Genomic DNA, 22,901 nt, shown 5'->3' with positions numbered 1-22,901 from the left:
GGCAATTGTGGCAATGGCGCGCCGTCGGCGGCCCACGCAACTGTCGCGTCAATTTCGCTTGATCGAGGCGCCGAGTCGCGCCAGCGTGGTGCGCAGATCGTCGTCCCCGATCGATGACAGCGTTTCGGCGACCCTGGCGACATCCGTTTCGCTCGGTGAACTAGCGGTCCTTCGCAAGGTCTTGCGCGACAGGGGCGCTTGCCGCAAGGCCAATCGGCCGACCGCGTTCCAGCCGAAGAAGCGGTTGACCCGCTGCAGGATGACATCGGAGGTGTGCTGGATCTCCAGCGCCACCGGGCCTTCGACCCGCAGCACCAGCGTCGCCGGCTCCCGCGGCTGCCCGTCGACGGGGCGAGGCCACTGGATTTTCATCGGTTCGGAATGCGCGGCGATCTCGGGTCCCGCGATCTCCGCCCAGCGCGTCACCAGTTCGCGCGACGCAAATCCCTGCCGCGCATAGGCATCGGAGAAGACATCGCCGAGCAGCGTGGAGAGCGGCTTGGCCGAGAGGGGGCCGGGCTTGGACATGCACTGACGCTTTGCAATAGATTAAGGGCATGACCCTAGCAGGTGCGGCCAACAAGCGAAAGAAACCAGCGATCGCCGCTGCCGCTCCGCGTTCGCAGGACAGGCCCGGACTCCTGCTCGCCTGGTACGATTTGCACCGCCGCCGCCTGCCGTGGCGCGCGCTGCCCGGCAAAGCCGTGGATCCTTATTTCGTCTGGCTGTCCGAGATCATGCTGCAGCAGACCACCGTGAAGGCGGTCGGGCCCTATTTCGAAAAGTTCCTGGCGCGCTGGCCGGACGTTGACGCCATGGCGCGCGCCTCGCTCGACGATGTCCTGCGGATGTGGGCCGGGCTCGGTTACTATTCGCGCGCGCGCAATCTCCATGCCTGCGCGGTGGCGGTGCGGCGCGATCATGGCGGCACGTTTCCCGATACGGAAGAAGGTTTGCACGCGCTGCCGGGGATCGGTCCGTACACGGCGGCTGCGATCGCCGCGATCGCGTTCGGCCGCCGCACCATGCCGGTCGACGGCAACATCGAGCGGGTAGTGTCGCGCCTGTTCGCGGTGGAGGAGGCGCTGCCGAAGGCGAAGCCGCGCATTCGGGAGCTTGCGGCGACGCTGCTCGGGCCATCGCGATCCGGCGACGTGAAGACACGCGCCGGTCGCGACGGCAAGAGCCGCGCTGGCGACGGCAAGAGCCGCGCTGGAGATTCCGCGCAGGCGCTGATGGATCTCGGCGCCACCATCTGCACGCCGAAGAAGCCGGCCTGCGCGCTATGTCCGCTCAGTGACGATTGTGCTGCACGGTTGCGCGGCGATCCGGAGACGTTTCCGCGCAAGGCGAAGAAGAAGGCGGGCGCGTTGCGGCGCGGCGCGGCCTTCGTGGTGACGCGCGGCGATCATCTGCTGGTTCGCACCCGCCCCGAAAAGGGTCTGCTCGGCGGCATGACGGAAGTGCCGACGTCGGTCTGGCTCGCCGCGCAGGATGATGCGGCCGCGCTGAAGCAGGCGCCGTCACTCGGGAGCGCCTCGCGCTGGCGGCGCAAGGCCGGCACGGTCACGCACGTCTTCACGCATTTTCCGCTGGAGCTTACGGTCTATACCGCGACCATTCCGGCAGGTGCCCGCGCGCCCAAGGGTATGCGCTGGGTGCCGATCGCAACGCTGAAGGATGAAGCGTTGCCGAATCTGATGCGCAAGGTCATCGCGCACGGGTTAGAGCAATGATCCCGAAAAGTGGGAACCGGTTTTCGGACAAGATCACGCTCAATCAAAAACAGGCGAAAAAATCTGACGCCGTCGCGGCCGCATCGCGCCGCGCAAACAAAAGACCCTCCGGTGGGAGCCGAAAGGCCTCGTTGCCGTTGATGAAGGACGATCAGGCTACCTTCGTCGTCATATGGCGGTACAGGAAGCCCTTGGCCTCGTCATCGTTTTCCGTTTTGAAGGTGAACTTGTCCTTCAGCGCGATCGCCCGGGCCGCCGCTGGTCGGGCCGAGACCTCGTCGAGCAGCCGCTTGAAGTTCGGATATTTGGCAACGGCACTCTCTCCGATCACGCGGGGCGCCATGCGCGCCCAGCCCCAGAACGCCATATCGACAATCGTGTAGGTATCGCCGACCATGTAACGGCTGTTGGCAAGATGATCGTCGAGGACCTTGTAGTGACGATGCGCCTCGAACAGGTAGCGGTTGATCGCATAGTCCATGCCCTTCGGTGCGTAATCCTTGAAGTGCACGGCCTGGCCGGAATACGGCCCGAGACCGCTCGCGATAAACATCAGCCACGACAGCAGTTGCGCGCGATTGGCCGGCGTATTGGCCGGCATGAACTTACCGGTTTTTTCGCCGAGGTAAAGCAGGATGGCATTGCTGTCGAACACGAAGATGCCGTCGTCGTCGATCGCCGGCACCTTGCCGTTCGGATTCACTTTCAGGAAATCCGGCTTGAACTGGTCGCCCTTGCGGGTGTCGACCGGCACGAGTTCGCAGGGCAGGCCGGCTTCTTCCAGGAACAGCGCGACCTTGTTCGGGTTCGGCGCGCCATTGAGATAGAACGTGAGCATCAAAAGGGTCCTCTGTTTGTTCTTGACATGAATTGGGACGCGGGCGGATGTCCGCGAAGGGTCATTCCATGCTCGGATTTTTTGCTCAATGCAACCGACGAGTCGCGTGTACGGCTGTGCGTTGTCCGCACAGCCGTCCGCTGTCAGATCGGAATTCGAACGGAACGTCTCAGCCGGCCGCCATCTCGCTGCGGATTTCGGCGCGCAACTCGTCGATCAGCCTGAGGCCCTTGCTGGTTTCGATGTGCCAGAAGGTCCAGCCGTTGCAGGCGCCCGCACCTTGCGCCACCGCGCCGATGCGGTGAATCGATCCGACCTTGTCGCCGAGCATGATGGCGCCGTCGGCGCGCACCAACGCGCCATGACGCTTCTTTGCGTCGACGAGTTTCGCACCGGGCGAGATCATGCCGCGCTCGATCAGTTCGGAGAACGCCACGCGCGGCGCTTCGCGCGCGGTCATGAACGGGGCGATGGTGGCTTCCGGCAGCGGTTCGATGGCCGCGATGCGTTTCTCGGCGGCGGCGGCGTAGGTCTGATCGCGCTCGAAGCCGATATAGTTGCGGCCGAGACGCTTGGCGACCGCTCCGGTGGTGCCGGTGCCGTTGAACGGATCGATGATGAGATCGCCGGGCCTTGACGACGACAGCAGCACCCGCGCCAGCAGGCCCTCGGGCTTCTGGGTCGGATGAACTTTCCTGCCGTCTTTGTCCTTCAGCCGTTCGTTGCCGGTGCAGAGCGGAATCAGCCAGTCCGATCGCGCCTGCACGTCCTCGTTGGAGGCCTTCAACGCCTCGTAGTTGAACGTGTAGCCCTTGGCGTTCTCGTCGCGCGCGGCCCAGATCATGGTTTCGTGGGCATTGGTGAAGCGACGGCCGCGGAAATTCGGCATCGGGTTGGTCTTGCGCCAGACGATGTCGTTGAGGACCCAGAAGCCGAGGTCCTGCATGATCGCGCCGACCCGGAAGATGTTGTGATACGATCCGATCACCCAGATGGTGGCCGTCGGCTTCATGACGCGGCGGCAGGCGAGCAGCCAGGCGCGGGTGAAATCGTCGTACGCTGCGAAGGACGAGAACTTGTCCCAGTCGTCGTTGACGGCATCGACGTGCGATTCGTCGGGACGCTTGAGATCGCCCTTGAGTTGCAGATTGTAGGGTGGATCCGCGAAGACCAGATCGGCTGATCCGGATGGAAGCTTCGACATCGCGGCGACGCAGTCGCCAACGATGATGCGCGAAGCGGGAGAGTCAAATTTGGTGCGGGGCGCCCTTGCAGACGCCCCGCGACGCGACACACCCATGACTCGACTACTCTGACTCAGGCGACGCTGTCGGCGACGCGGGACCTAACAACCGACTGGCGCTACAGTGACCTGCCAAAGTAAAAATCGACTTAACTGCAGAACGTCTTTCGTTTGATTTGCGGACGCGTTTCGCAACGTGGCGCGCAGAACCGATATCGTTCTCGATGACCGATATCATTTTCCGATTCATGTGCGCGGTTGCGGTCGCTGGACTTCATCGTCGGCGCCGGTCGAGGCGTCGCCGTGCGCCCCGGACGCAACTATCAAATTCACTCCACTAGGCAATTATTGCCGGGCAGGCTATTGATTAACGAGGTGGAAATTTTACGTTGGTGTCGCCCTTGCGGCGATGTCATGATCGATCTGACACGAGGACGGACGCCATGCGTTATGACGATTTTCGCCGCAGCGACAACATCGACGACCGTCGCGACGACGGCGGCGGCATGGGCGGAGGCGGTGGGTTTGGAATCGGCCGCGGCGGCCTCGGCGTCGGCACCATTGTCGTACTCAGCCTGGTTGGCTATGCATTCGGCATCGATCCGCGCATCCTGATCGGCGGCGCGGAAATCCTGACCGGCGGCCAGGCGCCGACCCATCAGACCGACAGCCGCTCGTCGTCCGGCAAGGCCGGTGCGCCGTCCGACGACATGGGCAGCATGATCTCCGGCGTGCTCGGCGAAATCGACGACCGCTGGAGCGAAATCTTCAGGGCGAGCGGGCAGAGCTATTCGGGGCCCCGCATCGTGCTGTTTCGCAACGCCACCAATGGCGGACGCTGCGGCATGGCGCAGTCCGCGATGGGGCCGTTCTATTGCCCGCCGGACAAACAGATATTCCTCGACACCAATTTCTTCCGGCAGGTGGAAACCCGCTTCCATGGCTGCTCGGGCAACGCCTGCAAGTTCACCGCGGCCTACATCATTGCGCATGAGGCCGGGCACCACATTCAGAACCTGCTCGGCATCCTGCCGCGCGTGACGCGATTGCAGCAGCAGGCGGGCAGCAAGGCCGAGGCGAACGCGCTGCAGGTCAGGGTCGAACTGCAGGCGGATTGCCTTTCCGGCGTCTGGGTCAATCGCGAGGAGAAGAAGCGTCCGGGCTTCCTCGAAGCGGGCGATATCGACGCGGCGCTGACCACGGCGTCGGCGATCGGCGACGATACGCTGCAGCGGCAGGCGACCGGCCGTGTGGTACCGGACTCGTTCACGCACGGTTCGGCAGCGCAGCGCAAGCGCTGGTTCATGACCGGCTACCAGCAGGGCACCGTGCAGGCCTGCAATACCTTCGCGACGGATCGTTTGTGAAGGCGCAGTTCGATCCGTCATTGCGAGCGCAGCGAAGCAATCCAGAACTTCACCGTCGGGACGACGCTACGCGCCGCCCTTGAGCTCCTCGCAATGACGGTGAGGTTGCCGTCAAAGCGCGCGAAGGAATGAGGTCCATGCCCTCCATCGACGAATCGAAACCCTTCATCCCGCTCAACGTCGCGGTGCTGACCGTTTCCGACACGCGCTCGCTCGCCGACGACAAGTCGGGCACGACGCTGGCGGAGCGGTTGACCGCCGCCGGTCACAAGCTCGGCGCGCGCGAGATCGTCACCGACGATGTCGAGGCGATCCAGGCCCTGGTGAAAAAATGGATCGCTGACGCGAGCATCGATGTCGTCATCACCACCGGCGGAACCGGTTTCACCGGGCGCGACGTCACACCGGAGGCCGTCGAGCCGCTGTTCGAGAAGCGGATGGATGGCTTCTCGATCGCGTTCCACATGTTGAGCCACGCCAAGATCGGCACCTCGACGATCCAGAGCCGCGCCACCGCCGGCACCGCGGGCTCGACCTTTATCTTCTGCCTGCCCGGCTCGCCGGGCGCCTGCCGCGACGGCTGGGACGGTATCCTCGCGCCCCAGCTCGATTACCGCACGCGTCCCTGCAACTTCGTCGAGATCATGCCGCGGCTCGACGAACACCTGCGCCGCCCGAAGGCGAAGGGCGCGTCGGCCTGACGGCGTGCAAGAACGCCGGACTATGTTCTTGATTTGTTCTGATCGCGTGCTATGGTCTTGCCATGAGCAGAGCGTCTTCTGTTGCCCGCAAGCACCCGCCGGTCACGCCGCCCCCCGGATCGGCGGGCACCTTGACTCCTTTTACCGAGCTTGAGGCCGCCATCGATCGCGAGCGGCGGAGGGGGCGCGGCGCGCAATCCAATGTCAGCGGCCGCTACGAGACTGAGGCGCGGACGGCCTTCGACGACGGCTGGCAGAGTCTCGACGAGTTGCCGCCGTTCAAGACCACGGTTGCGGTCGATACCGCGCGAAAAGTCATTACCCGCAACGACTCGCCCGACATCGGCTTCGACCGCTCGATCAATCCCTATCGCGGCTGCGAGCACGGCTGCGTCTACTGCTTCGCGCGGCCGAGCCACGCCTATCTCGGCCTGTCCCCAGGGCTGGATTTCGAATCGAAGCTGTTCGCGAAGCCGGACGCTCCGGTCTTGCTGGAGAAGGAACTGGCCGCGGAGGGCTACGAGCCGAAGATGATCGCGATCGGGACCAACACCGATCCCTACCAGCCGATCGAGCGCGACAGTAAAATCATGCGCGGCATCCTCGAAGTGCTGGAGCGCACCTCGCATCCGGTCGGCATCGTGACGAAATCGGCGCTGGTGACGCGCGACATCGACATCCTGTCGCGCATGGCGAAGCGCAACCTCGCCAAGGTCGCGATTTCGGTGACGTCGCTCGATTCCAAGCTTGCACGCACCATGGAGCCGCGCGCGTCGACCCCACAGAGGCGGCTGGAAGCGCTGCGAATGCTGTCGGAAGCGGGCATTCCGACCACGGTGATGGTGGCGCCTGTGATTCCGGCGCTGAACGACTCCGAGATCGAGCGGATTCTCGATGCCGCCGCCCATGCCGGCGTCAGGGAAGCGAGCTATGTGCTGCTGCGCCTGCCGCTCGAGGTGCGCGATCTGTTCCGCGAATGGCTGATGGCGAACTACCCCGACCGCTACCGTCGTGTCTTCGCGCTGATCCGGGACATGCGCAACGGCCGCGACTACGATTCGCAATGGGGCGAGCGGATGAAAGGCACCGGGCCGATGGCGTGGATGATCGGTCGCCGCTTCGAGATCGCCTGCGAAAAGCTTGGCCTCAACAAGCGGCGTTTGAGGCTGACGACGGATCATTTCGCGAAGCCGAAACGCGGCGGGCAGCAGTTGAGTTTGTTTTAGAGTCCTCCCGCGTTTGATCGAAGCATCATCGTCATGCCCGGACTTGATCCGGGCATCCATCTTCCAAAAGACGGATGGATTGCCGGGTATAGGCAAGCGGAAGCGACGCCGTTCTTCGCATAGGCGAGCGGAAGTGACGCCGTCGTCGAACGGCTATGCCCGGCAATGACGCGCCGGAATAACGGGCACAGCGCCCGGTTCCTGGTTGCGTCGGCGAGTTGGTTTTCGCACCATTCCGGCATGATTCGGGAACCATCCAGGGACAGACCGGGGAGATCGCCGGCCGTCGCACCGAGCTTCCAGCATGAGCGCGCGCTCCTCAAGCGCGGCGTCTGGCCGGTCGCGGGTTGCGACGAGGTCGGGCGCGGGCCGCTGGCGGGACCTGTGGTCGCCGCCGCGGTGGTGCTCGATCCGAAGCGTATTCCCAAAGGCATCGACGATTCCAAGCGTCTCACGGCGGCGCGGCGGGAGGAACTGTTCGAGGAGATCACAGCAACCGCGTCTTTCGCGGTGGCCTTCGCGTCGACCGCTCGGATCGACCGCGACAATATCCTGCGCGCCTCGCTGTGGGCCCTGGCGCGCGCGGTCCATGCGCTGCCGGATATGCCGCGGCATGTGTTCGTCGACGGCCGCGACCGGATCGAGATCGCTTGCGCGTGCGAGCCGGTGATCGGCGGCGACGGTATCGTGCTGTCGATCGCGGCCGCCTCGATCGTCGCCAAGGTCACGCGCGACCGGCTGATGTGCAAGCTCGCGCAAGACTGCCCCGGCTACGGCTTTGAGACTCACAAGGGCTATGGCGTCCCGGCGCATCTCGAGGCGCTCGGCCGTCTCGGGCCGAGTCCGCATCATCGCAGCTTCTTTGCGCCGGTGGTTGCGGCGCGCGAACGTCACCGCGCGCCACCGATCGGGGAGAGCGCCTCCGCGACCGAAACATCGGCCGGGATATCGATCGAGGCGACGATCTGACCGGTCGGGCCGGTTGCCTCGCCGGCTCACGCGCCTTATCACTCACAGGCACCTCACTCACGCGCACCCGGAACTCCGCAAGACCCGCCGCCATCAGGCCCTTCATGCGCTTCACCTCGCTGGTTGTCGAACTGATCCGCGCCCGGCCGCTGCTGGTGTTCTGGATCGTGGCGCTGTTCCAGGCGGCGATCTGGCTGCTGGTGCCGCTCTTGTTGTACCGAGGTCCGCCTGGTGATCTCGCGACCGCGCTGGCGTTCGGCCGGGAATATCAGGTCGGAACGGATCTCGGGCCGCCGCTCGCATTCTGGCTCGCCGACATCGCCTATCGCGCCGCCGGCAACCACATGTTCGGCGTCTACGTGCTGTCGCAGCTTTGCTTCATCGTTGCATTCCGGGTTCTGTACGAACTGGCCCGGACCATCGTCGGCAGCCAGCAGGCGGTCCTTGCCGTCCTGCTGACCATGACGGTCACCGCGTTCGGGGCGCCCGGCCTGACATTCGGTCCGCTGGTGCTCGCTTTCCCGCTGTGGGCGCTGCTGCTGCTGCATGCCTGGCAGGTCATCGGGCAGGGTCGCCGCAATGCGTGGTTCGCGCTGTCGATCGAAGCCGGCCTGTTGCTGCTGACCACGCCGGCGGCGGCCGGGTTGCTGCTGGCGCTGGCCGTGTTCGCCCTGGCGACGGAGCGCGGACGAAACGCCTTGGAGTCGATCGATTGGCTGTTCGCGCTGCTGGTGATTACGGTGCTCGCGCTGCCGTACCTGATCTGGCTGGTGCGTGCCGACGTGCTCGGTGCGCCGCCCTGGCCGGCTTTGGACGTACTGCATCTGCGGCTGTTGCGCTGGGGTGAACTGCTCCTCTCACTCATGGTCGCGATGGCCGGCCTTGTGCTGCTGGTCGTCCTCAATTCCGAACTCGTCAATTGGAAGCCTGAAGACGCGCCGGTGATCGTCCGGCCGCCGGCCGATCCGTTGGCGCAGAATTTCGTCTACGTCTTCGCCCTCGCGCCGGCGCTTGGCGGAAGTCTCGTTGCGGCGCTGTTCGGGGTCGATCACGTCGTCGGCGGTGTGGCGATTGCGCTGTTGATGTCGGGTCTTGCGGTCGTCCTGCTCTCCGGCGACCTGATTCATCTGCGCCGCCTGCGTGTGCTGCGCGTGGCGTGGCTCGCCGCCGTCGTGGCTCCGGCGCTTGCGGTGATTGCGACCACCGTTGTTCAGCCGTGGTTCGCAAGCACCGAGGTTGCAACATCTATACCAGCGTCGGCGATCGGCCGTTTCTTCGGCGAGAATTTCGAGCGTCGCACCAACCGCCCGCTGCAGGCGGTCGCCGGCGATCCGCAACTCGCGGCCCTCGTCGCGCTCGGTCCGTCGCGGCCGCATCTTCTGCTCGATGCCGCGCCTGAGCGCACGCCGTGGATGACGTTTGCGAGGTTCAACGAACTCGGCGGCGTCGTGGTCTGGCGCGCGTCCGATACCGCGGGCACGCCTCCCGAGGCCATCGCAAAGCGGTTTCCGGGCATCGTTCCGGAGATTCCGCGCGCGTTCGAGCGCCTCGTCAACGGCCGGCTGCCCTCGTTGCGGATCGGTTGGGCCATCGTCCGGCCGACAGCGCCGTGACGCCAAGCCAATCAAGCCTGCGCCGACCGCTCCAGCGCCATATCTTTCAGCGCCTTGGCGATGGCGCGCAAATCGAGCCACGCCATCCGTTTGGAGGACGGCGAGCGCAGAAGGTATGCCGGATGGAACGTCGCCATCGCGCGGATCGTTCGCGTGTCGGTGTCGTAGTCGAACCATTTGCCGCGGGTCTTCATGATTCCCTCGCGGGTCGGCAGCAGCGTTTGCGTCGATGGATTGCCGAGCGTGACCAGAACGTCGGGGTTCACCAGTTCGATCTGGCGCCGGATGAACGGCAGGCATATCTGGGTTTCCTGCGGCGTCGGCGTCCGGTTGCCGGGCGGCCGCCATGGAATGACGTTGGCGATGTAGACGTCGCTGCGCGTGAGGCCGATCGCCGCGATCATCCGGTTGAGAAGCTGGCCTGAACGGCCGACGAACGGCAGGCCCTCGATATCCTCGTCGCGTCCCGGCGCCTCGCCGACGAACATCAGGCGCGCATGCGGATTGCCGTCGGCGAAAACCAGCCGCGACGCGGTGAACTTCAACGCGCAGCCGTCGAAAGTGTCGAGCAATGTCCGCAGCGCTTCGAGCGAAGGGGCGGTGCGCGCGGCCTCGCGCGCGGATTCGATGGCAATCTCCGGAGGCGGCGCGATCCCGACGCGAGGCGCTGCCGTGACCGCGCGGTCTGGCGGTTTCCCCGCAGGAACGGGACCGGTTCCCGCCGGCGCGACGACCGGCCGGTCGGGGGCGGCCAAATCGGGGGCGGCCAAGTCGGGCGCGGACAGGCGGTCGACCGGCCCATCCCCCAGCGCACAATCCACCCCGGCCTCGAGATAAAAGGCCATGAGTTCTCGGACGGTGGGTGCGTGATCGGAGGTCATGCTGGTATCCGAGAGTTCGCCGAAAATTAACCTAGTGGTTCGGGTTCTAACGTTCGCATCCCGTTTCAGCAGATCCTTTTGCGAATGTTAGAACCATGAGACCACTGGCAACTCCAAGTTTCCAGTGGAGTTTTGAATTTGACATTCGCTTGCCGGATTTGCTGCAAGGTGGGTAGCGAATGTCAAATTCACTCCACTAGGCAGGGCTCTGCGTGGCACCCCGGAGGGGCGCTTTCCATGGTTGTTCTCGGGCAAAAAATCGGAAACAACAAGCTTTGGAAAACATGACAGACGCAAAGGTCGCCGGTTGCCGAAGCAGATCATGAGCAGCGACGAATTGCCGCCCCGTGAATCCATGGATTTCGACGTCGTTATCGTCGGCGCGGGACCGTCGGGCCTGTCGGCGGCGATCCGGCTCAAGCAGCTCGATGCCGATCTCGGCATCGTTGTCGTCGAAAAGGGGTCGGAAGTCGGCGCGCATATTCTGTCCGGCGCGGTGATCGATCCGGCCGGGCTCGACGCCCTGGTGCCGGACTGGCGCGACGACGCCGACTGCCCGCTCAAGACCAAAGTCAAGGACGACCGGTTCTACTGGATGACGCCGCGCCGCGCGATCCGGTTGCCCAACGCCCTCATGCCGCCGCTGATGAACAATCATCGCTGCTACATCGGCTCGCTCGGCAATGTCTGCCGCTGGCTTGCGCAGAAGGCGGAAGCGCTCGGCGTCGAAATCTATCCCGGCTTCGCCGCCGCCGAAGTGCTTTACGACGACAGCGGCGCGGTCCGCGGCATCGCGACCGGTGACATGGGCATCGCGCGCGACGGCTCGCACAAGAACTCCTACGTGCGCGGCATGGAACTGCGCGGCAAGTACACGCTGTTCGCCGAAGGCGCCCGCGGCAGCCTGTCCAGGCAGTTGATCGCAAGGTTCGGACTCGACAAGACCAGCGAACCGCCGAAATTCGGCATCGGCCTCAAGGAAGTCTGGCAGGTCGATCCGGCCAAACACCTGAACGGGCTGATCCAGCACTCCTTCGGCTGGCCGCTGAACAATTCCACGGGAGGCGGCTCGTTTCTCTATCATTATGACGACGATCGCGTCGCGGTCGGCTTCGTCGTGCACCTGAATTATGACGATCCGTACCTGTCGCCGTTCGAGGAATTCCAGCGCTTCAAGACCCATCCCGCGATCCGCGGCGTGTTCGAGGGCGGCAAGCGGCTGGCCTACGGCGCGCGCGCCATCACCGAGGGCGGCTATCAGTCGGTGCCGCGCCTGACGTTTCCGGGCGGCGCGCTGATCGGCTGCGCGGCCGGGTTCGTCAACGTTCCGCGCATCAAGGGCGTTCACAACGCCATGGGCAGCGCTATGCTGGCCGCCGAGCACGTCGCGGCGGCGCTCGACGCCGGGCGCGCCAACGACGAGATCGCCGGGTACGAGAATGCCTGGCGCGATTCCACGGTCGGCAAGGATCTGTTCAAGGTCCGCAACGTCAAGCCGCTGTGGTCGAAGTTCGGCACCATTGCCGGCGTGGCGCTGGGCGGCCTCGACATGTGGACCAATACCCTGTTCGGGTTCTCGCCGTTCGGCACCTGGCCGCACACGAGGCCGGACGGCAAGACGCTCGATCCGGCCAGGGCCCACACGCCTGTCGTCTATCCGAAGCCGGACGGCAAGCTGACCTTCGACAAGTTGTCCTCGGTGTTCCTCTCCAACACCAATCATGAAGAGGACCAGCCGGTTCATCTGAAGGTCGCCGACATGGTTCTGCAAAAGACCTCGGAGCACGACGTCTATGCCGGGCCGTCGAATCGCTACTGCCCTGCCGGAGTCTACGAATGGGTCGAGGACACCGCCGGCCCGCGTTATCAGATCAACGCCCAGAACTGTGTCCACTGCAAGACCTGCGACGTAAAGGACCCCAACGGCAACATCACCTGGGTTGCGCCCGAGGGCGGCGGCGGACCCAACTATGAGGCGATGTGACCACAATCTCGTGAGCGCCTGACGGCACGGCGTTTTGCGGCGGCCACGATGCCGCCACAGTAGGCGTGCTTTCGCAAAGACGCTCGCGCAAACCCAATGCGAATGTTAGAAGCGGATCGTGCCATGCTGGCGGTCGGGTCGCGCATCGAGTTCGCCTGACGTTCGTGCCGTGAAACCTGGAGCTACGCGAATCCCGATGTTGTCCATTCGTTTCAATCGCCTGGCGATGGCCGTTGCCGCCGCGACGTCGTTGGTGCTGTCCGGCCCGCTGGCAGCACAGACGCCGGATCATCCGACCGACACCGCGCAGTTTCCCAGCGCTCACGATTTGCGCACCATGACGAGGGCGGGCAGCTATCTCGCCGCGCGCCATGCCAGCGTGGAGCGCGACGCCAAGTCCGCGGCGGCGTTCTATCGTTCGGCGCTGCGCACCGATCCGAAAAACAACGAGCTTCTGGATCGCGCGTTCATCTCGTCGCTGGCCGAGGGCGAGATTGCCGACGCCGTGAAACTCGCCGACCGCATTCTGACCATCGACAAATCCAATCGCGTCGCGCGGCTGGTCATCGGCGTCCATAATCTCAAGTTGAAGAAGTACGCCGCCGCCCGGAAGAACATCAATCAATCCGTCCGCGGGCCGATCACCGATCTGGTGGCGACGTTGCTGTCGGGCTGGGCCGACTATGGCGCCGGCGACGTCAAGCAGGCTGTCGCCAATATCGACAAGCTGACCGGCCCGGAATGGTATCCGATTTTCAAGGACCTGCATTCGGGGATGTTGCTCGATCTTGCCGGCCGGGAAAAGGACGCCGGCGTTCGTCTCGAGCGTGCCTATAAACTCGACGATTCCGCGCTCCGCGTTGCCGATGCCTATGCGCGGTGGCTGTCACGCAACAAGGGCGACGCGGCGGCGCTGGCCGTGTATGAGTCGTTCGACAAGAAACTGGCGCGGCATCCGCTGATTCTGGAAGGCATCAAGGAGACCAAGGCCGGCAAGAAACTGCCGCAGCTCGTCAGTTCGCCGCAAACCGGTGCCGCCGAAGCTCTTTACGGCATCGGCGCGTCTCTGACCCGGCGCGGCGGCGAGGATCTGGCGCTGGTCTATCTGCAACTCGCGCTTTATCTCGCGCCCAATCAGCCGATGGCGCTGTTGTCGCTCGCCGACCTCTATGAATCGGTGAAGAAGCCGGAGATGGCGATCGGCGCCTATCAGCGCGTACCTGCCGATTCGCCCCTGAAACGCAATGCGCAGATTCAACTCGCGACCAACCTTGATGCCGTCGATCGCAGCGACGAGGCAATCAAGATTCTCAAGGATGTCACCGAGCAGGACCCGAAGGACCTGGAAGCGATCATGGCGCTCGGCAACATCGAGCGCGGCCACAAGAAGTTCGCCGATTGCGCAAAAACCTACGCCAAAGGCATCGACGTGATCGCCGAGGCGAAGGACAAGCCGAACTGGGTCTACTACTATTTCCGCGGCATCTGCGAAGAGCGGTCGAAGAATTGGGACAAGGCGGAAGTCGACATGAAGAAGGCGCTCGAGATTCAGCCCGAGCAGCCGCACGTGCTGAACTATCTCGGCTATTCCTGGATCGACCGCGGTCTCAACCTCGACGAAGCCATGAAGATGATCAAGCGCGCCGTCGATCAGCGGCCGGACGACGGCTATATCGTCGACAGCCTCGGCTGGGCCTATTACCGCATCGGCAACTACGAGGAGGCGGTCAAGACGCTCGAGCGTGCCATCAACCTCAAGCCCGAAGATCCGACGGTGAACGATCACCTCGGCGACGCTTACTGGCGCGTCGGCCGGACGCTGGAGGCGAAATTCCAGTGGGCGCACGCGCGCGACCTGAAGCCGGAGCCGGACGAACTGCCGAAGATCGAGGCCAAGATCGAAAACGGCCTGCCGGCGGATGAAACCCCGGCGGCGGCGTCGGCTGACAAGAAGAAGCAAGACGGCAAGGGCGGCTGAGCGCGCGGCGAACCGGCCGCGCCTTCGGTCCGATTAAGATGTCTCTGCTCATGATGTCTCCGCAGCTTCCGGCTCCCTTGCGGATCGTGAAGCCGGACGTAATCGCAAAAACCATTTGATTCGCGCGCGGTTTTGGATTTGACACCCGCCATGATCGTCACCGGCGCCACCAACGTGAAATCGACAGAACTGAGCGAGACCGCGCGCGCCAAGGTCAACCTGACCCTGCGGGTGGTGGGCCGGCGCGCCGACGGTTTTCACGATCTTGAAAGCGTGGTCGCATTTGCCGATTGCGTCGATCGCCTGACCTTGATGCCGGGCACGGACCTGTCACTCGTTGCCGGCGGCCCGCGCGCGCAGGAGTGCGGCCAGGCAGCCGACAATCTCGTTCTCAAGGCGGCGCGGCTGCTCGGTGAGCGGGTCGCAAATCTGACGACGGGCGTTTTCGCGCTGGACAAGCATTTACCGGTCGCGGCCGGCATCGGCGGCGGCTCGGCGGATGCGGCTGCCGCGTTGCGGCTGCTGGCGAGGGCGAACGGCATTGCGATCGGCGATCCGCGATTGATCGAGGCGGCGCGACTGACCGGCGCCGATGTACCGGTCTGTGTCTGCTCCGAGGCCTGCGTGATGACGGGCGTCGGCGAGACCCTGCAGCCGCTGGGTTTGCCGGCGATGCCGGCCGTGCTGGTCAATCCGCGCGTTCCCGTCGCCACGAAGGATGTTTTCGCCGCGCTCGGCCTTCGGAAAGGCGAACTGCACGTCGGCGTCTCCGACGTGATCGAAGCGATCGTGTGGCCGAAGACCGGTGCGCCGATGAACGACTGGCTCGCCATGCTGGCGGACGGCACCAACGATCTCGAACCGCCTGCGATCCGCGTTCAGCCGGTGATCGGCGAGGTGCTTGCGAGGTTGCGGGCAACCGGCGCGCGGCTGTCGCGGATGTCGGGCTCGGGCGCGACGTGCTTTGCGATCTTCGGCAACGAGGCCGACGCGCGCAACGCCGCGCAAACAATCCGGCTCGATCGCCCGCAATGGTGGGTTCATGCGGGGACGCTGAGTTAAAATCTTTTCGTATGCCCGACTTTATGCCGGGCATCCACGTCTTGAAAACGGTTCAAGGACGTGGATGGCCGGGACAAGGCCCGGCCATGACGCGTTGATCGTCGTCAATCTGGCTTAGTGCGACCGCGCCAGGCAGAACGCCACGACCTGCTCCAGGGCGCTCTTCATCGGCGACGGCGGAAACAGCGCCAGCGCATCGACCGCCATCGCGCCGTAGTGCTGGGCGCGGTTGAGGGTATCCTCCAACGCGCGATGCTTGGTCATCAACCCGATGGCGTGATTGAGGTCGTTGTCGCCGATCTCGCCTTGCTCGAGCGCTCGCACCCAGAATTCCCGTTCGATATCGTTGCCGCGGCGGAACGCCAGCACCACCGGCAGCGTGATCTTGCCCTCGCGGAAATCGTCGCCGATGTTCTTGCCGAGCTTTGCCGACTTGCCGCCATAGTCGAGCACATCGTCGACGAGCTGGAAGGCGATGCCGAGGTTCATGCCGAAGCTGGCTGCCGCCATTTCCTCGGCCTTCGGACGACCGCCGAGCACCGGACCGACCTCGCAGGCGGCGGCGAACAGCTCTGCGGTCTTGCCGCGGATGACCGCGAGGTATTCGTCCTCGGTGGTGGCCGTATTCTTCGCCGCCGCAAGCTGCATGACCTCGCCCTCGGCGATGGTGGCCGCCGCCGCCGACAGGATGTCGAGCGCGCGCAGCGAGCCGACCTCGACCATCATGCGGAACGCCTGTCCGAGCAGAAAGTCGCCGACGAGAACGCTGGCCTCGTTGCCCCACACCATGCGCGCCGACAGTTTGCCGCGGCGCAGCTCGCTCTCGTCGACTACGTCGTCATGCAGCAGCGTCGCGGTGTGCATGAATTCCACGGAGGCCGCGAGCTTGATGTGGCCTTCGCCGGAATAGCCGGCGAGATGGGCCATCGCCAGCGTCAGCATCGGGCGCAGCCGCTTGCCGCCGGACGAGATCAGGTGGTTGGCGACTTCCGGGATCATCGTGACGTCCGACCCGGTCCGCGACAGGATAGTGGCGTTGACGCGTTCCATGTCGGCGGCGACGAGCTCGACGATCTGGTCGATGGAGCCTGTCGAGTGGCTTTCGAATGGGACAATGACCGCCAAGCTAAGGATCTCCGGATTGCGGAATTCGCGCCGTTTCCAACCGCCGCACAATAGAAAGTGCCGGTCGGCCCGGCAAGCGCAGGTAGTTGTTGACATGGAGCCGTTGACATGGGCCACAGGGGTGTGAAGCTGGGCGCGCCGGGAGAACGTGACGTTGCGGGAATTGGTTCGAACCAACGACGTGGTGCTGGTGTCGGCGATCGGCGCGCTGCTGGACGGCGCCAGTATTTATCACCTGGTGCTGGACCAGAACATGAGCGTGATCGAGGGGTCGCTCGGCGTTCTGCCACGCCGCATTCTGGTGCATGACGACGACAATCGCGAGGCACGCCAGCTTCTCACCGAGGCCGGGCTGGGCCACGAATTGCGGCCCGACGACGCCGATGACCGGCGCACGATCTGACATTGGCGAGGATGCATTTCTCGGCGGGCGGCTGCGGCTGTATCAGCCTCTGTCCGGCCATCGCGCCGGTCACGACGCGATGCTGCTCGCCGCCGCGACGCCGGGCAAGCCCGGTGACCGTATCGTTGATTTCGGGGCGGGTGTCGGCGCCGCCGGGCTCGCGGTAGCGACGCGGGTTGCCGGTATCGACCTGGTGCTGGTCGAGCGCGATGAAACCCTCGCCGATCTGGCGCGCCGCAACGCGGTTCTCAACGCCATTGCGGCGCAGATCTGCACCCTCGATGTCACAGGCCGGGCGGAGACTTTCGCAAGCGCCGGCCTCGGCCCCGACAGCGCCGACGTGGTCCTGATGAATCCTCCGTTCAACGATTCGGAGCGGCACCGGCCGTCGCCGGACGAGGGCCGGCGCGCGGCGCATGTCGCGGAGCCTGCCACGCTCGAGGCATGGGTCCATGCGGCGCGGCGCCTGCTGAAATCCGGCGGCGTGCTCAGCCTGATCTGGCGGAGCGACGGTCTGGCCGAGGTGCTGGCGGCGCTTGGCCGCGGCTTCGGCGGCCTCGCGATCCGGCCGGTGCATCCGGACGCGCGCAAGCCGGCGATCCGCGTCCTGGTTCGCGCGGTCAAAGGGAGCCGGGCGCCGCTCAGGCTTTGTCCGGGTCTGATGCTCAGCGACGAGACCGGCCGGCCCGGCAAAGAGGCTCAGGATGCTCTCGCCGGCGGTCAAGGCTCTTGCCCTGACAGGAGAGCTCCCGTGAACCCGCGCGGCTAACCGCGCTGCCTCTCCCAACCAGACCGGTGTTGCAACTCGCCCTGCTGCTTTGGAGCGGATCTGAAGCGAATTGTCGTGAGAAGGCTACCGATAGCCATCCCCAGTGGATAGATATTATCTTCATGTTAATCAGGCAGTTGCGTGATGATGGAATTGCCGAGTTTCAGGGAAACGCCATGAGCGACGGGACGAGAGCAGCGCTGATGAAACTGGTTCCCAAGCGATGGCGGTCCGGGAAGCCGGTGGTGCCGGTGGTGCGGTTGTCCGGCGTGATCGGCGCGGTGACGCCGCTCAGGCCGGGCATGACGCTTGCGGGCGTCGCCAAGACGCTGGAGCGGGCGTTCGCGGTGGACAATGCCAAAGCGGTGGCGCTGCTGGTCAATTCGCCGGGCGGCTCGCCGGTGCAGTCGCGCCAGATTTTTCTGCGCATCCGGCAGCTCGCGCAGGAGAAAAAGCTTCCGGTGCTGGTGTTCGTCGAGGACGTCGCCGCCTCCGGCGGCTATATGATCGCCTGCGCAGGCGACGAGATTGTCTGCGATCCCTCGTCGATCCTGGGTTCGATCGGCGTGGTCGGCGGCAGCTTCGGTTTCACCGAACTGATCGGGAAGATCGGCGTCGAGCGCAGGCTGTATACGGCGGGCGAACACAAGGCGACGCTCGATCCGTTCCTTCCCGAAAACCCCGACGATGTGGCGCGGCTGAAAGCAATCCAGCGCGAGATCCACGCCACCTTCATCGAACTGGTCAAGACAAGCCGCGGTGCGCGGCTGAAGGGGGAGGACGATCTTTTGTTCACCGGCGAATACTGGGCGGGCGAGCGATCGGTCGCACTCGGCCTTGCGGACGCGATCGGCGATCTCCGCTCGACTCTGCGGGCGCGGTTCGGCGACAAGGTCTTGATGCCGCTGATCGCGCCTTCGACCGGTCTCTTGGCGGGGCTGCTTGGCCGCAAAGCGGGAGCCGGAACCCTGACCTCGTTCGATGCCGCCCTGGGGTTGCCGGACGACCTGATCTCCGCGCTTGAGACCCGGGCGATTTGGGCCAAGTTCGGATTTTAGAGCGTTTTCGAGCGAAGTGGATGCCGGTTCGCGTGAAGAAAACGCGTCAAATCAAAATCATAGAGCCCGCTTCTGATTCCATCAGAAGCGAAAAGGCTCTGGGCCCGACTCTCGCCGAAATCCCGTGCCAATTGGTCTCGATAAGAGCGATTGCGGGAATGATCGGGTTGGACGAGAATATATATCAGTATCGATAAGCCGACGATGAAGACGAGGATCGAACGATGCCGCCGCTGATTGCACTTGCAGCTACCCTGGGCGGACTGGTCGCAGTCCGCTGGCTCTACCGGATCGCCAAGCGGGTCAATCACGAACTCGAGGAGGTCCGAATGGCCCGCGTCGCCGAAGCGGCGCGCTCCCGCGATATTCCGACGCTGCGGCGCGATCCCCGCACTGGTGCCTATCGGCCTGACTAGGAGCGTTTTCGAGCGAAGCATGTCCTCGGGCTTGACCCGAGGCCCCGCCGCAATTCGCACGATTTCCGGCATTTCCGGTAACCGTTGTTCCGTCATCGCCTTGATTTGGCGGACACGCGCCGATACGGTCCCCGCGCGCCGCCAAACTCCGCGAATCCCCGAAAAACGGCCCGATGGACTCCTTGCCCCCGCACATGCGCCCGGAACGCTCGTTCCAGGGCCTGATCCTGACCCTGCAACGCTACTGGGCAGACTTCGGCTGCGTGATCCTGCAGCCCTATGACATGGAGGTGGGGGCGGGCACCTTTCATCCCGCGACCACGCTTCGCGCGCTGGGTCCGAAGCGCTGGAACGCGGCCTATGTGCAGCCGTCGCGCCGGCCCAAGGACGGCCGCTACGGCGAGAACCCCAACCGCCTGCAGCACTACTATCAGTTCCAGGTGATCCTCAAACCGTCGCCGCCGGACATCCAGGACCTCTATCTGAAATCGCTGGCCGCCATCGGCGTTGACAGCGCGCTGCATGACATCCGCTTCGTCGAGGACGACTGGGAAAGCCCGACGCTGGGGGCGTGGGGGCTCGGCTGGGAGTGTTGGTGCGACGGCATGGAGGTCAGCCAGTTCACCTACTTCCAGCAGGTGGCGGGCGTCGAATGCGCGCCGGTGGCGGGCGAACTTACCTACGGGCTGGAGCGGCTCGCGATGTTCGTGCAGGGCGTCGACCGCGTCTACGATCTCAACTTCAATGGCCGCGAGGGTGCCGACAAGGTGACCTATGGCGACGTCTTCCTGCAAGCCGAGCAGGAATATTCGCGGCACAACTTCGAGCATTCCGACACCGCGATGCTGTTCGAGCAATTCAGGATGGCCGAGAGCGCGTGCAAGACATATCTCGAAGCGGGGTGGCAGGACAATCCGCAAAAGCCCGGCAAACGCGAGGCTCATCTGATGGTGCTGCCGGCCTACGACCAGTGCATCAAGGCGAGCCATGTCTTCAACCTGCTCGACGCGCGCGGCGTGATCTCGGTGACCGAGCGCCAGAGCTACATCCTGCGGGTGCGCGAACTGGCGAAAGCCTGCGGCGAGGCGTGGCTCCATACCGAAGCGGGCGGCGTCTAGGCGATGCCTGATCTTCTGCTCGAACTGTTCTCCGAGGAAATTCCCGCGCGCATGCAGGCGAAGGCGGCGGACGATCTGCGCAGGATGGTCACCGACAAGCTGGTCGCCGAGGGTCTTGTCTATGAGGGTGCGAAAGCCTTCGCAACGCCGCGCCGCCTCGCGCTGACCGTGCACGGCGTCCCGGTGCGCCAGCCCGATCTCAAGGATGAGCGCAAGGGGCCGAAGGTCGGAGCACCCGACGCCGCCGTGCAAGGCTTTCTGAAAGCCACTGGGCTGAAATCGCTGGATGAGGCAAAAATCCAGCGCGATCCGAAGAAGGGCGATTTCTACGTCGCGCTGATCGAGAAGCCGGGCCGTCCGGCGATCGACGTGCTGGCGGAATTCTTGCCCGTCATCGTGCGCACCTTCCCGTGGCCGAAGCAGATGCGCTGGGGCGAGCGCTCGGCGAAGCCCGGCGCGCTGACCTGGGTGCGGCCGCTGCATTCGATCATCGCGACCTTCGGGCCCGAAACTGAAGAACCCGACGTGGTGCGGTTCGATGTCAGCGGCATCGCGGCGGGGCAAACTACGCGCGGTCACCGCTTCATGGCGCCGAACGAATTCAGCGTGCGCCGCTTCGAGGATTACGAGGCGAAGCTGCACGAGGCGAAAGTCGTGCTCGACCCGCAGCGCCGCAAGGACATCATCCTCGCCGACGCGAAAGAACTGGCGTTCGCGCAAGGGTTCGGCCTGGTCGAGGATCAGGTGCTGCTCGACGAGGTCGCGGGGCTCGTCGAATGGCCGGTGGTGCTGATGGGCTCGTTCGACGAGGAGTTTTTGTCGATCCCCGGCGAGGTGATCCGCGCCACCATCCGCAACAATCAGAAGTGTTTTGTGGTGCGGCAGCCTCACCATCCCCTTGAGGGGGGAGGTGAAAGACTCGCCAACCGCTTCATCCTCACAGCCAACATCGAAGCCAGCGACGGCGGCAAGGCCATCGTCGCCGGCAACGAGCGCGTGATCCGCGCGCGGCTGTCGGATGCCAAATTCTTCTACGAGACCGACCTGAAAACGAAGCTGGAATACCGGCTGCCGAAGTTCGAGAAGATCGTGTTCCACGAAAAGCTCGGCACGCAAGCCGAGCGCATCGCGCGCATCGAGCGGTTGGCCGCCGAAATTGCGCCGCTGGTCGTGCCAACCGCGCAAGGCGCGGAAAAAGAAAAACTCGTTGCGAAGGCGAAGCGCGCGGCTCAACTGTGCAAGGCCGATCTGCTCACCGAAGTCGTCGGCGAATTCCCCGAGCTGCAGGGCCTGATGGGGAAATACTACGCGCTGGCACAGGACGAGGATGCTTCCGTCGCTGCCGCGTGCGAGGAGCACTACAAGCCGCAGGGTCCGAACGACCGCGTACCGACTGATCCTGTTTCGATTGCGGTGGCGTTGGCCGACAAGATCGACACGCTGGTTGGCTTCTGGGTCATCGATGAAAAGCCGACGGGATCGAAAGACCCGTATGCGCTGCGCCGTGCGGCGCTGGGGGCAATTCGCCTCTTGCTTGAAAACAATCTTCGATTGTCATTTCGTCGCTTAGTGGGTTGCGCTATCCCAGAAATCCAAGTCAAGGTTAAGCTTGCTCCGTTGACGCGTTCTGCCATTGCCGCTCAGGAAGCTTTGTATAAGGCTGATTTTGATAGTAGCGCGAAGGCTGTTTATCGGGAATTCAGGAGGAAATTGCGGCAGGATGCTTCCGACGAAGTTGATGCCGCTTATGAAGCGCAATACGAGCAGGCCTCTTCTGACCTCCTCTCATTCTTCGCCGACCGCCTGAAGGTGCAACTGCGAGAGCAGGGCGCGCGGCATGATCTGGTGGACGCGGTGTTCGCCCTCGAAGGCCAAGACGATCTCCTGATGATCGTCCGCCGCGTCGAGGCGCTCGGAAAATTCCTCGATACCGACGACGGCAAGAATCTGCTGGCGGGTACCAAGCGCGCCTCCAACATCCTCGCCATCGAGGAGAAGAGGGACAAGCGCACTTTCGACGGTGCGCCGGACGCCTCGCTTTATAGGCTGGACGAAGAGAAGACGCTCGCCGCCGCCATCGATCAAGTAACGGCCGAAGCGAGCGCTGCTGTTGCGAACGAAGACTTTGCTGCCGCCATGGCGGCGATGGCGAAACTGCGCCCGGCGGTCGATGCGTTTTTTGACAAGGTGAAGGTCAACGACGACGACCCGACGATTCGTGAAAACCGCCTGAAGCTGCTCAACGAAATCCGCGCCGCCACGCGCACGGTCGCGGACTTCTCCAAAATCCAGGATTGATGACACCGCAGCGCCAACACTCGCCGAGGTAAACCGGAAACCCCGTCCCTGGAGGTGACGGGACGGGGTTCCGGTCGCCCGCGTGACGGCGGCTCCGATCGTGCCGTATCGTCACG

The 22,901-nt window shown here is 64.3% G+C and carries 20 protein-coding genes; 15 read left to right on the top strand and 5 right to left on the bottom strand.

Annotated elements, in window-relative coordinates; translation table 11 throughout:
* Positions 1-48: 48 nt before the first annotated feature.
* Complete coding sequence (locus NHAM_RS16540; protein ID WP_011511619.1) at positions 49-528, bottom strand: DUF721 domain-containing protein; 480 nt, start codon at positions 526-528, stop codon at positions 49-51.
* A 29-nt stretch (positions 529-557) separates the two neighbouring features.
* On the opposite strand from NHAM_RS16540, the gene NHAM_RS16535 reads away from it, so the two are divergent.
* A complete protein-coding gene (locus NHAM_RS16535; protein ID WP_011511618.1) occupies positions 558-1,736 on the top strand; it encodes an A/G-specific adenine glycosylase in 1,179 nt (392 codons plus the stop codon).
* A gap of 151 nt (positions 1,737-1,887) precedes the next feature.
* Here NHAM_RS16535 and NHAM_RS16530 read toward each other — a convergent pair whose 3' ends face one another.
* Positions 1,888-2,574 carry a glutathione S-transferase family protein gene (locus tag NHAM_RS16530; protein WP_011511617.1) on the bottom strand — a complete coding sequence of 229 codons (687 nt, stop codon included), beginning with the start codon at positions 2,572-2,574 and terminating at the stop codon, positions 1,888-1,890.
* Positions 2,575-2,743: 169 nt separating this feature from the next.
* Complete coding sequence (locus tag NHAM_RS16525) at positions 2,744-3,874, bottom strand: site-specific DNA-methyltransferase (RefSeq protein WP_011511616.1); 1,131 nt, start codon at positions 3,872-3,874, stop codon at positions 2,744-2,746.
* Between the two features lie 386 nt (positions 3,875-4,260).
* Between NHAM_RS16525 and ypfJ the strand changes: the two genes are divergently transcribed.
* The 5 genes from ypfJ to NHAM_RS16500 all read left to right on the top strand — a co-directional run bounded on the left by ypfJ (position 4,261) and on the right by NHAM_RS16500 (position 9,693).
* Positions 4,261-5,184, top strand: coding sequence for a KPN_02809 family neutral zinc metallopeptidase (gene ypfJ, locus NHAM_RS16520; protein ID WP_011511615.1), 924 nt, complete (start codon positions 4,261-4,263; stop codon positions 5,182-5,184).
* Positions 5,185-5,321: 137 nt separating this feature from the next.
* On the top strand, positions 5,322-5,885 hold the full coding sequence (gene moaB, locus NHAM_RS16515; protein ID WP_011511614.1) for a molybdenum cofactor biosynthesis protein B: 564 nt from the start codon (positions 5,322-5,324) through the stop codon (positions 5,883-5,885).
* Between the two features lie 62 nt (positions 5,886-5,947).
* Positions 5,948-7,111, top strand: a complete 1,164-nt coding sequence (locus tag NHAM_RS16510; RefSeq protein WP_011511613.1) for a PA0069 family radical SAM protein — start codon at positions 5,948-5,950, stop codon at positions 7,109-7,111.
* A gap of 240 nt (positions 7,112-7,351) precedes the next feature.
* On the top strand, positions 7,352-8,080 hold the full coding sequence (locus NHAM_RS16505) for a ribonuclease HII (RefSeq protein WP_049769360.1): 729 nt from the start codon (positions 7,352-7,354) through the stop codon (positions 8,078-8,080).
* Between the two features lie 104 nt (positions 8,081-8,184).
* Positions 8,185-9,693: a glycosyltransferase family 39 protein gene (locus tag NHAM_RS16500; protein ID WP_011511611.1), complete on the top strand. Its 1,509-nt coding sequence runs from the start codon at positions 8,185-8,187 to the stop codon at positions 9,691-9,693.
* An 11-nt stretch (positions 9,694-9,704) separates the two neighbouring features.
* Here the strand turns inward: NHAM_RS16500 and NHAM_RS16495 are convergent, their stop codons facing one another.
* The gene (locus tag NHAM_RS16495; protein ID WP_011511610.1) at positions 9,705-10,574 is read right to left on the bottom strand and encodes a uracil-DNA glycosylase; all 870 of its coding nucleotides are present in this window, start codon (positions 10,572-10,574) and stop codon (positions 9,705-9,707) included.
* A gap of 322 nt (positions 10,575-10,896) precedes the next feature.
* Between NHAM_RS16495 and NHAM_RS16490 the strand changes: the two genes are divergently transcribed.
* The 3 genes from NHAM_RS16490 (at position 10,897) to NHAM_RS16480 (ending at position 15,598) form a co-directional block, all read left to right on the top strand.
* On the top strand, positions 10,897-12,558 hold the full coding sequence (locus NHAM_RS16490) for an electron transfer flavoprotein-ubiquinone oxidoreductase (RefSeq protein WP_041359177.1): 1,662 nt from the start codon (positions 10,897-10,899) through the stop codon (positions 12,556-12,558).
* Positions 12,559-12,754: 196 nt separating this feature from the next.
* Positions 12,755-14,536 (top strand): tetratricopeptide repeat protein, encoded by a 1,782-nt coding sequence (locus NHAM_RS16485; RefSeq protein WP_011511608.1) that lies wholly within the window; start codon positions 12,755-12,757, stop codon positions 14,534-14,536.
* Between the two features lie 150 nt (positions 14,537-14,686).
* Positions 14,687-15,598 carry a 4-(cytidine 5'-diphospho)-2-C-methyl-D-erythritol kinase gene (locus tag NHAM_RS16480; RefSeq protein ID WP_011511607.1) on the top strand — a complete coding sequence of 304 codons (912 nt, stop codon included), beginning with the start codon at positions 14,687-14,689 and terminating at the stop codon, positions 15,596-15,598.
* Positions 15,599-15,712: 114 nt separating this feature from the next.
* Here NHAM_RS16480 and NHAM_RS16475 read toward each other — a convergent pair whose 3' ends face one another.
* Positions 15,713-16,723, bottom strand: coding sequence for a polyprenyl synthetase family protein (locus NHAM_RS16475; protein ID WP_011511606.1), 1,011 nt, complete (start codon positions 16,721-16,723; stop codon positions 15,713-15,715).
* 154 nt (positions 16,724-16,877) lie between these two features.
* On the opposite strand from NHAM_RS16475, the gene NHAM_RS16470 reads away from it, so the two are divergent.
* From NHAM_RS16470 to glyS, 6 genes are all read left to right on the top strand, one after another.
* Complete coding sequence (locus NHAM_RS16470; protein WP_041358261.1) at positions 16,878-17,126, top strand: DUF2007 domain-containing protein; 249 nt, start codon at positions 16,878-16,880, stop codon at positions 17,124-17,126.
* Positions 17,107-17,895 carry a tRNA1(Val) (adenine(37)-N6)-methyltransferase gene (locus NHAM_RS16465; RefSeq protein ID WP_041358260.1) on the top strand — a complete coding sequence of 263 codons (789 nt, stop codon included), beginning with the start codon at positions 17,107-17,109 and terminating at the stop codon, positions 17,893-17,895. Before NHAM_RS16470 ends, NHAM_RS16465 begins: the two co-directional genes overlap by 20 nt.
* Positions 17,896-18,047: 152 nt before the next feature.
* Positions 18,048-18,953: a S49 family peptidase gene (locus NHAM_RS16460; RefSeq protein ID WP_430707709.1), complete on the top strand. Its 906-nt coding sequence runs from the start codon at positions 18,048-18,050 to the stop codon at positions 18,951-18,953.
* A gap of 224 nt (positions 18,954-19,177) precedes the next feature.
* Positions 19,178-19,369 carry a hypothetical protein gene (locus NHAM_RS16455; RefSeq protein ID WP_011511603.1) on the top strand — a complete coding sequence of 64 codons (192 nt, stop codon included), beginning with the start codon at positions 19,178-19,180 and terminating at the stop codon, positions 19,367-19,369.
* 173 nt (positions 19,370-19,542) lie between these two features.
* Entirely contained in the window at positions 19,543-20,487 is a 945-nt protein-coding gene (locus NHAM_RS16450) for a glycine--tRNA ligase subunit alpha (RefSeq protein ID WP_011511602.1), read from the top strand.
* A 3-nt stretch (positions 20,488-20,490) separates the two neighbouring features.
* Positions 20,491-22,785: a glycine--tRNA ligase subunit beta gene (glyS, locus tag NHAM_RS16445; protein WP_011511601.1), complete on the top strand. Its 2,295-nt coding sequence runs from the start codon at positions 20,491-20,493 to the stop codon at positions 22,783-22,785.
* The last annotated feature ends 116 nt before the right edge of the window (positions 22,786-22,901 follow it).

The organism is Nitrobacter hamburgensis X14 (assembly GCF_000013885.1).
Taxonomy (GTDB): Bacteria; Pseudomonadota; Alphaproteobacteria; order Rhizobiales; family Xanthobacteraceae; genus Nitrobacter; species Nitrobacter hamburgensis.
This window is presented reverse-complemented; position numbering and strand designations above follow the sequence as displayed.

Bases quoted from the DNA above. Each gene is read 5' to 3' on its own strand.
- NHAM_RS16485 (WP_011511608.1), top strand. From the start codon at position 12,755: ATGTTGTCCATTCGTTTCAATCGCCTGGCGATGGCCGTTGCCGCCGCG.
- NHAM_RS16480 (WP_011511607.1), top strand. From the start codon at position 14,687: ATGATCGTCACCGGCGCCACCAACGTGAAATCGACAGAACTGAGCGAG.
- NHAM_RS16525 (WP_011511616.1), bottom strand. From the start codon at position 3,874: ATGGGTGTGTCGCGTCGCGGGGCGTCTGCAAGGGCGCCCCGCACCAAA.
- NHAM_RS16465 (WP_041358260.1), top strand. From the start codon at position 17,107: ATGACCGGCGCACGATCTGACATTGGCGAGGATGCATTTCTCGGCGGG.
- NHAM_RS16505 (WP_049769360.1), top strand. From the start codon at position 7,352: ATGATTCGGGAACCATCCAGGGACAGACCGGGGAGATCGCCGGCCGTC.
- NHAM_RS16530 (WP_011511617.1), bottom strand. From the start codon at position 2,574: ATGCTCACGTTCTATCTCAATGGCGCGCCGAACCCGAACAAGGTCGCG.
- moaB (WP_011511614.1), top strand. From the start codon at position 5,322: ATGCCCTCCATCGACGAATCGAAACCCTTCATCCCGCTCAACGTCGCG.
- ypfJ (WP_011511615.1), top strand. From the start codon at position 4,261: ATGCGTTATGACGATTTTCGCCGCAGCGACAACATCGACGACCGTCGC.
- NHAM_RS16510 (WP_011511613.1), top strand. From the start codon at position 5,948: ATGAGCAGAGCGTCTTCTGTTGCCCGCAAGCACCCGCCGGTCACGCCG.
- NHAM_RS16455 (WP_011511603.1), top strand. From the start codon at position 19,178: ATGCCGCCGCTGATTGCACTTGCAGCTACCCTGGGCGGACTGGTCGCA.
- NHAM_RS16540 (WP_011511619.1), bottom strand. From the start codon at position 528: ATGTCCAAGCCCGGCCCCCTCTCGGCCAAGCCGCTCTCCACGCTGCTC.
- NHAM_RS16500 (WP_011511611.1), top strand. From the start codon at position 8,185: ATGCGCTTCACCTCGCTGGTTGTCGAACTGATCCGCGCCCGGCCGCTG.
- NHAM_RS16535 (WP_011511618.1), top strand. From the start codon at position 558: ATGACCCTAGCAGGTGCGGCCAACAAGCGAAAGAAACCAGCGATCGCC.
- glyS (WP_011511601.1), top strand. From the start codon at position 20,491: ATGCCTGATCTTCTGCTCGAACTGTTCTCCGAGGAAATTCCCGCGCGC.
- NHAM_RS16450 (WP_011511602.1), top strand. From the start codon at position 19,543: ATGGACTCCTTGCCCCCGCACATGCGCCCGGAACGCTCGTTCCAGGGC.
- NHAM_RS16490 (WP_041359177.1), top strand. From the start codon at position 10,897: ATGAGCAGCGACGAATTGCCGCCCCGTGAATCCATGGATTTCGACGTC.
- NHAM_RS16495 (WP_011511610.1), bottom strand. From the start codon at position 10,574: ATGACCTCCGATCACGCACCCACCGTCCGAGAACTCATGGCCTTTTAT.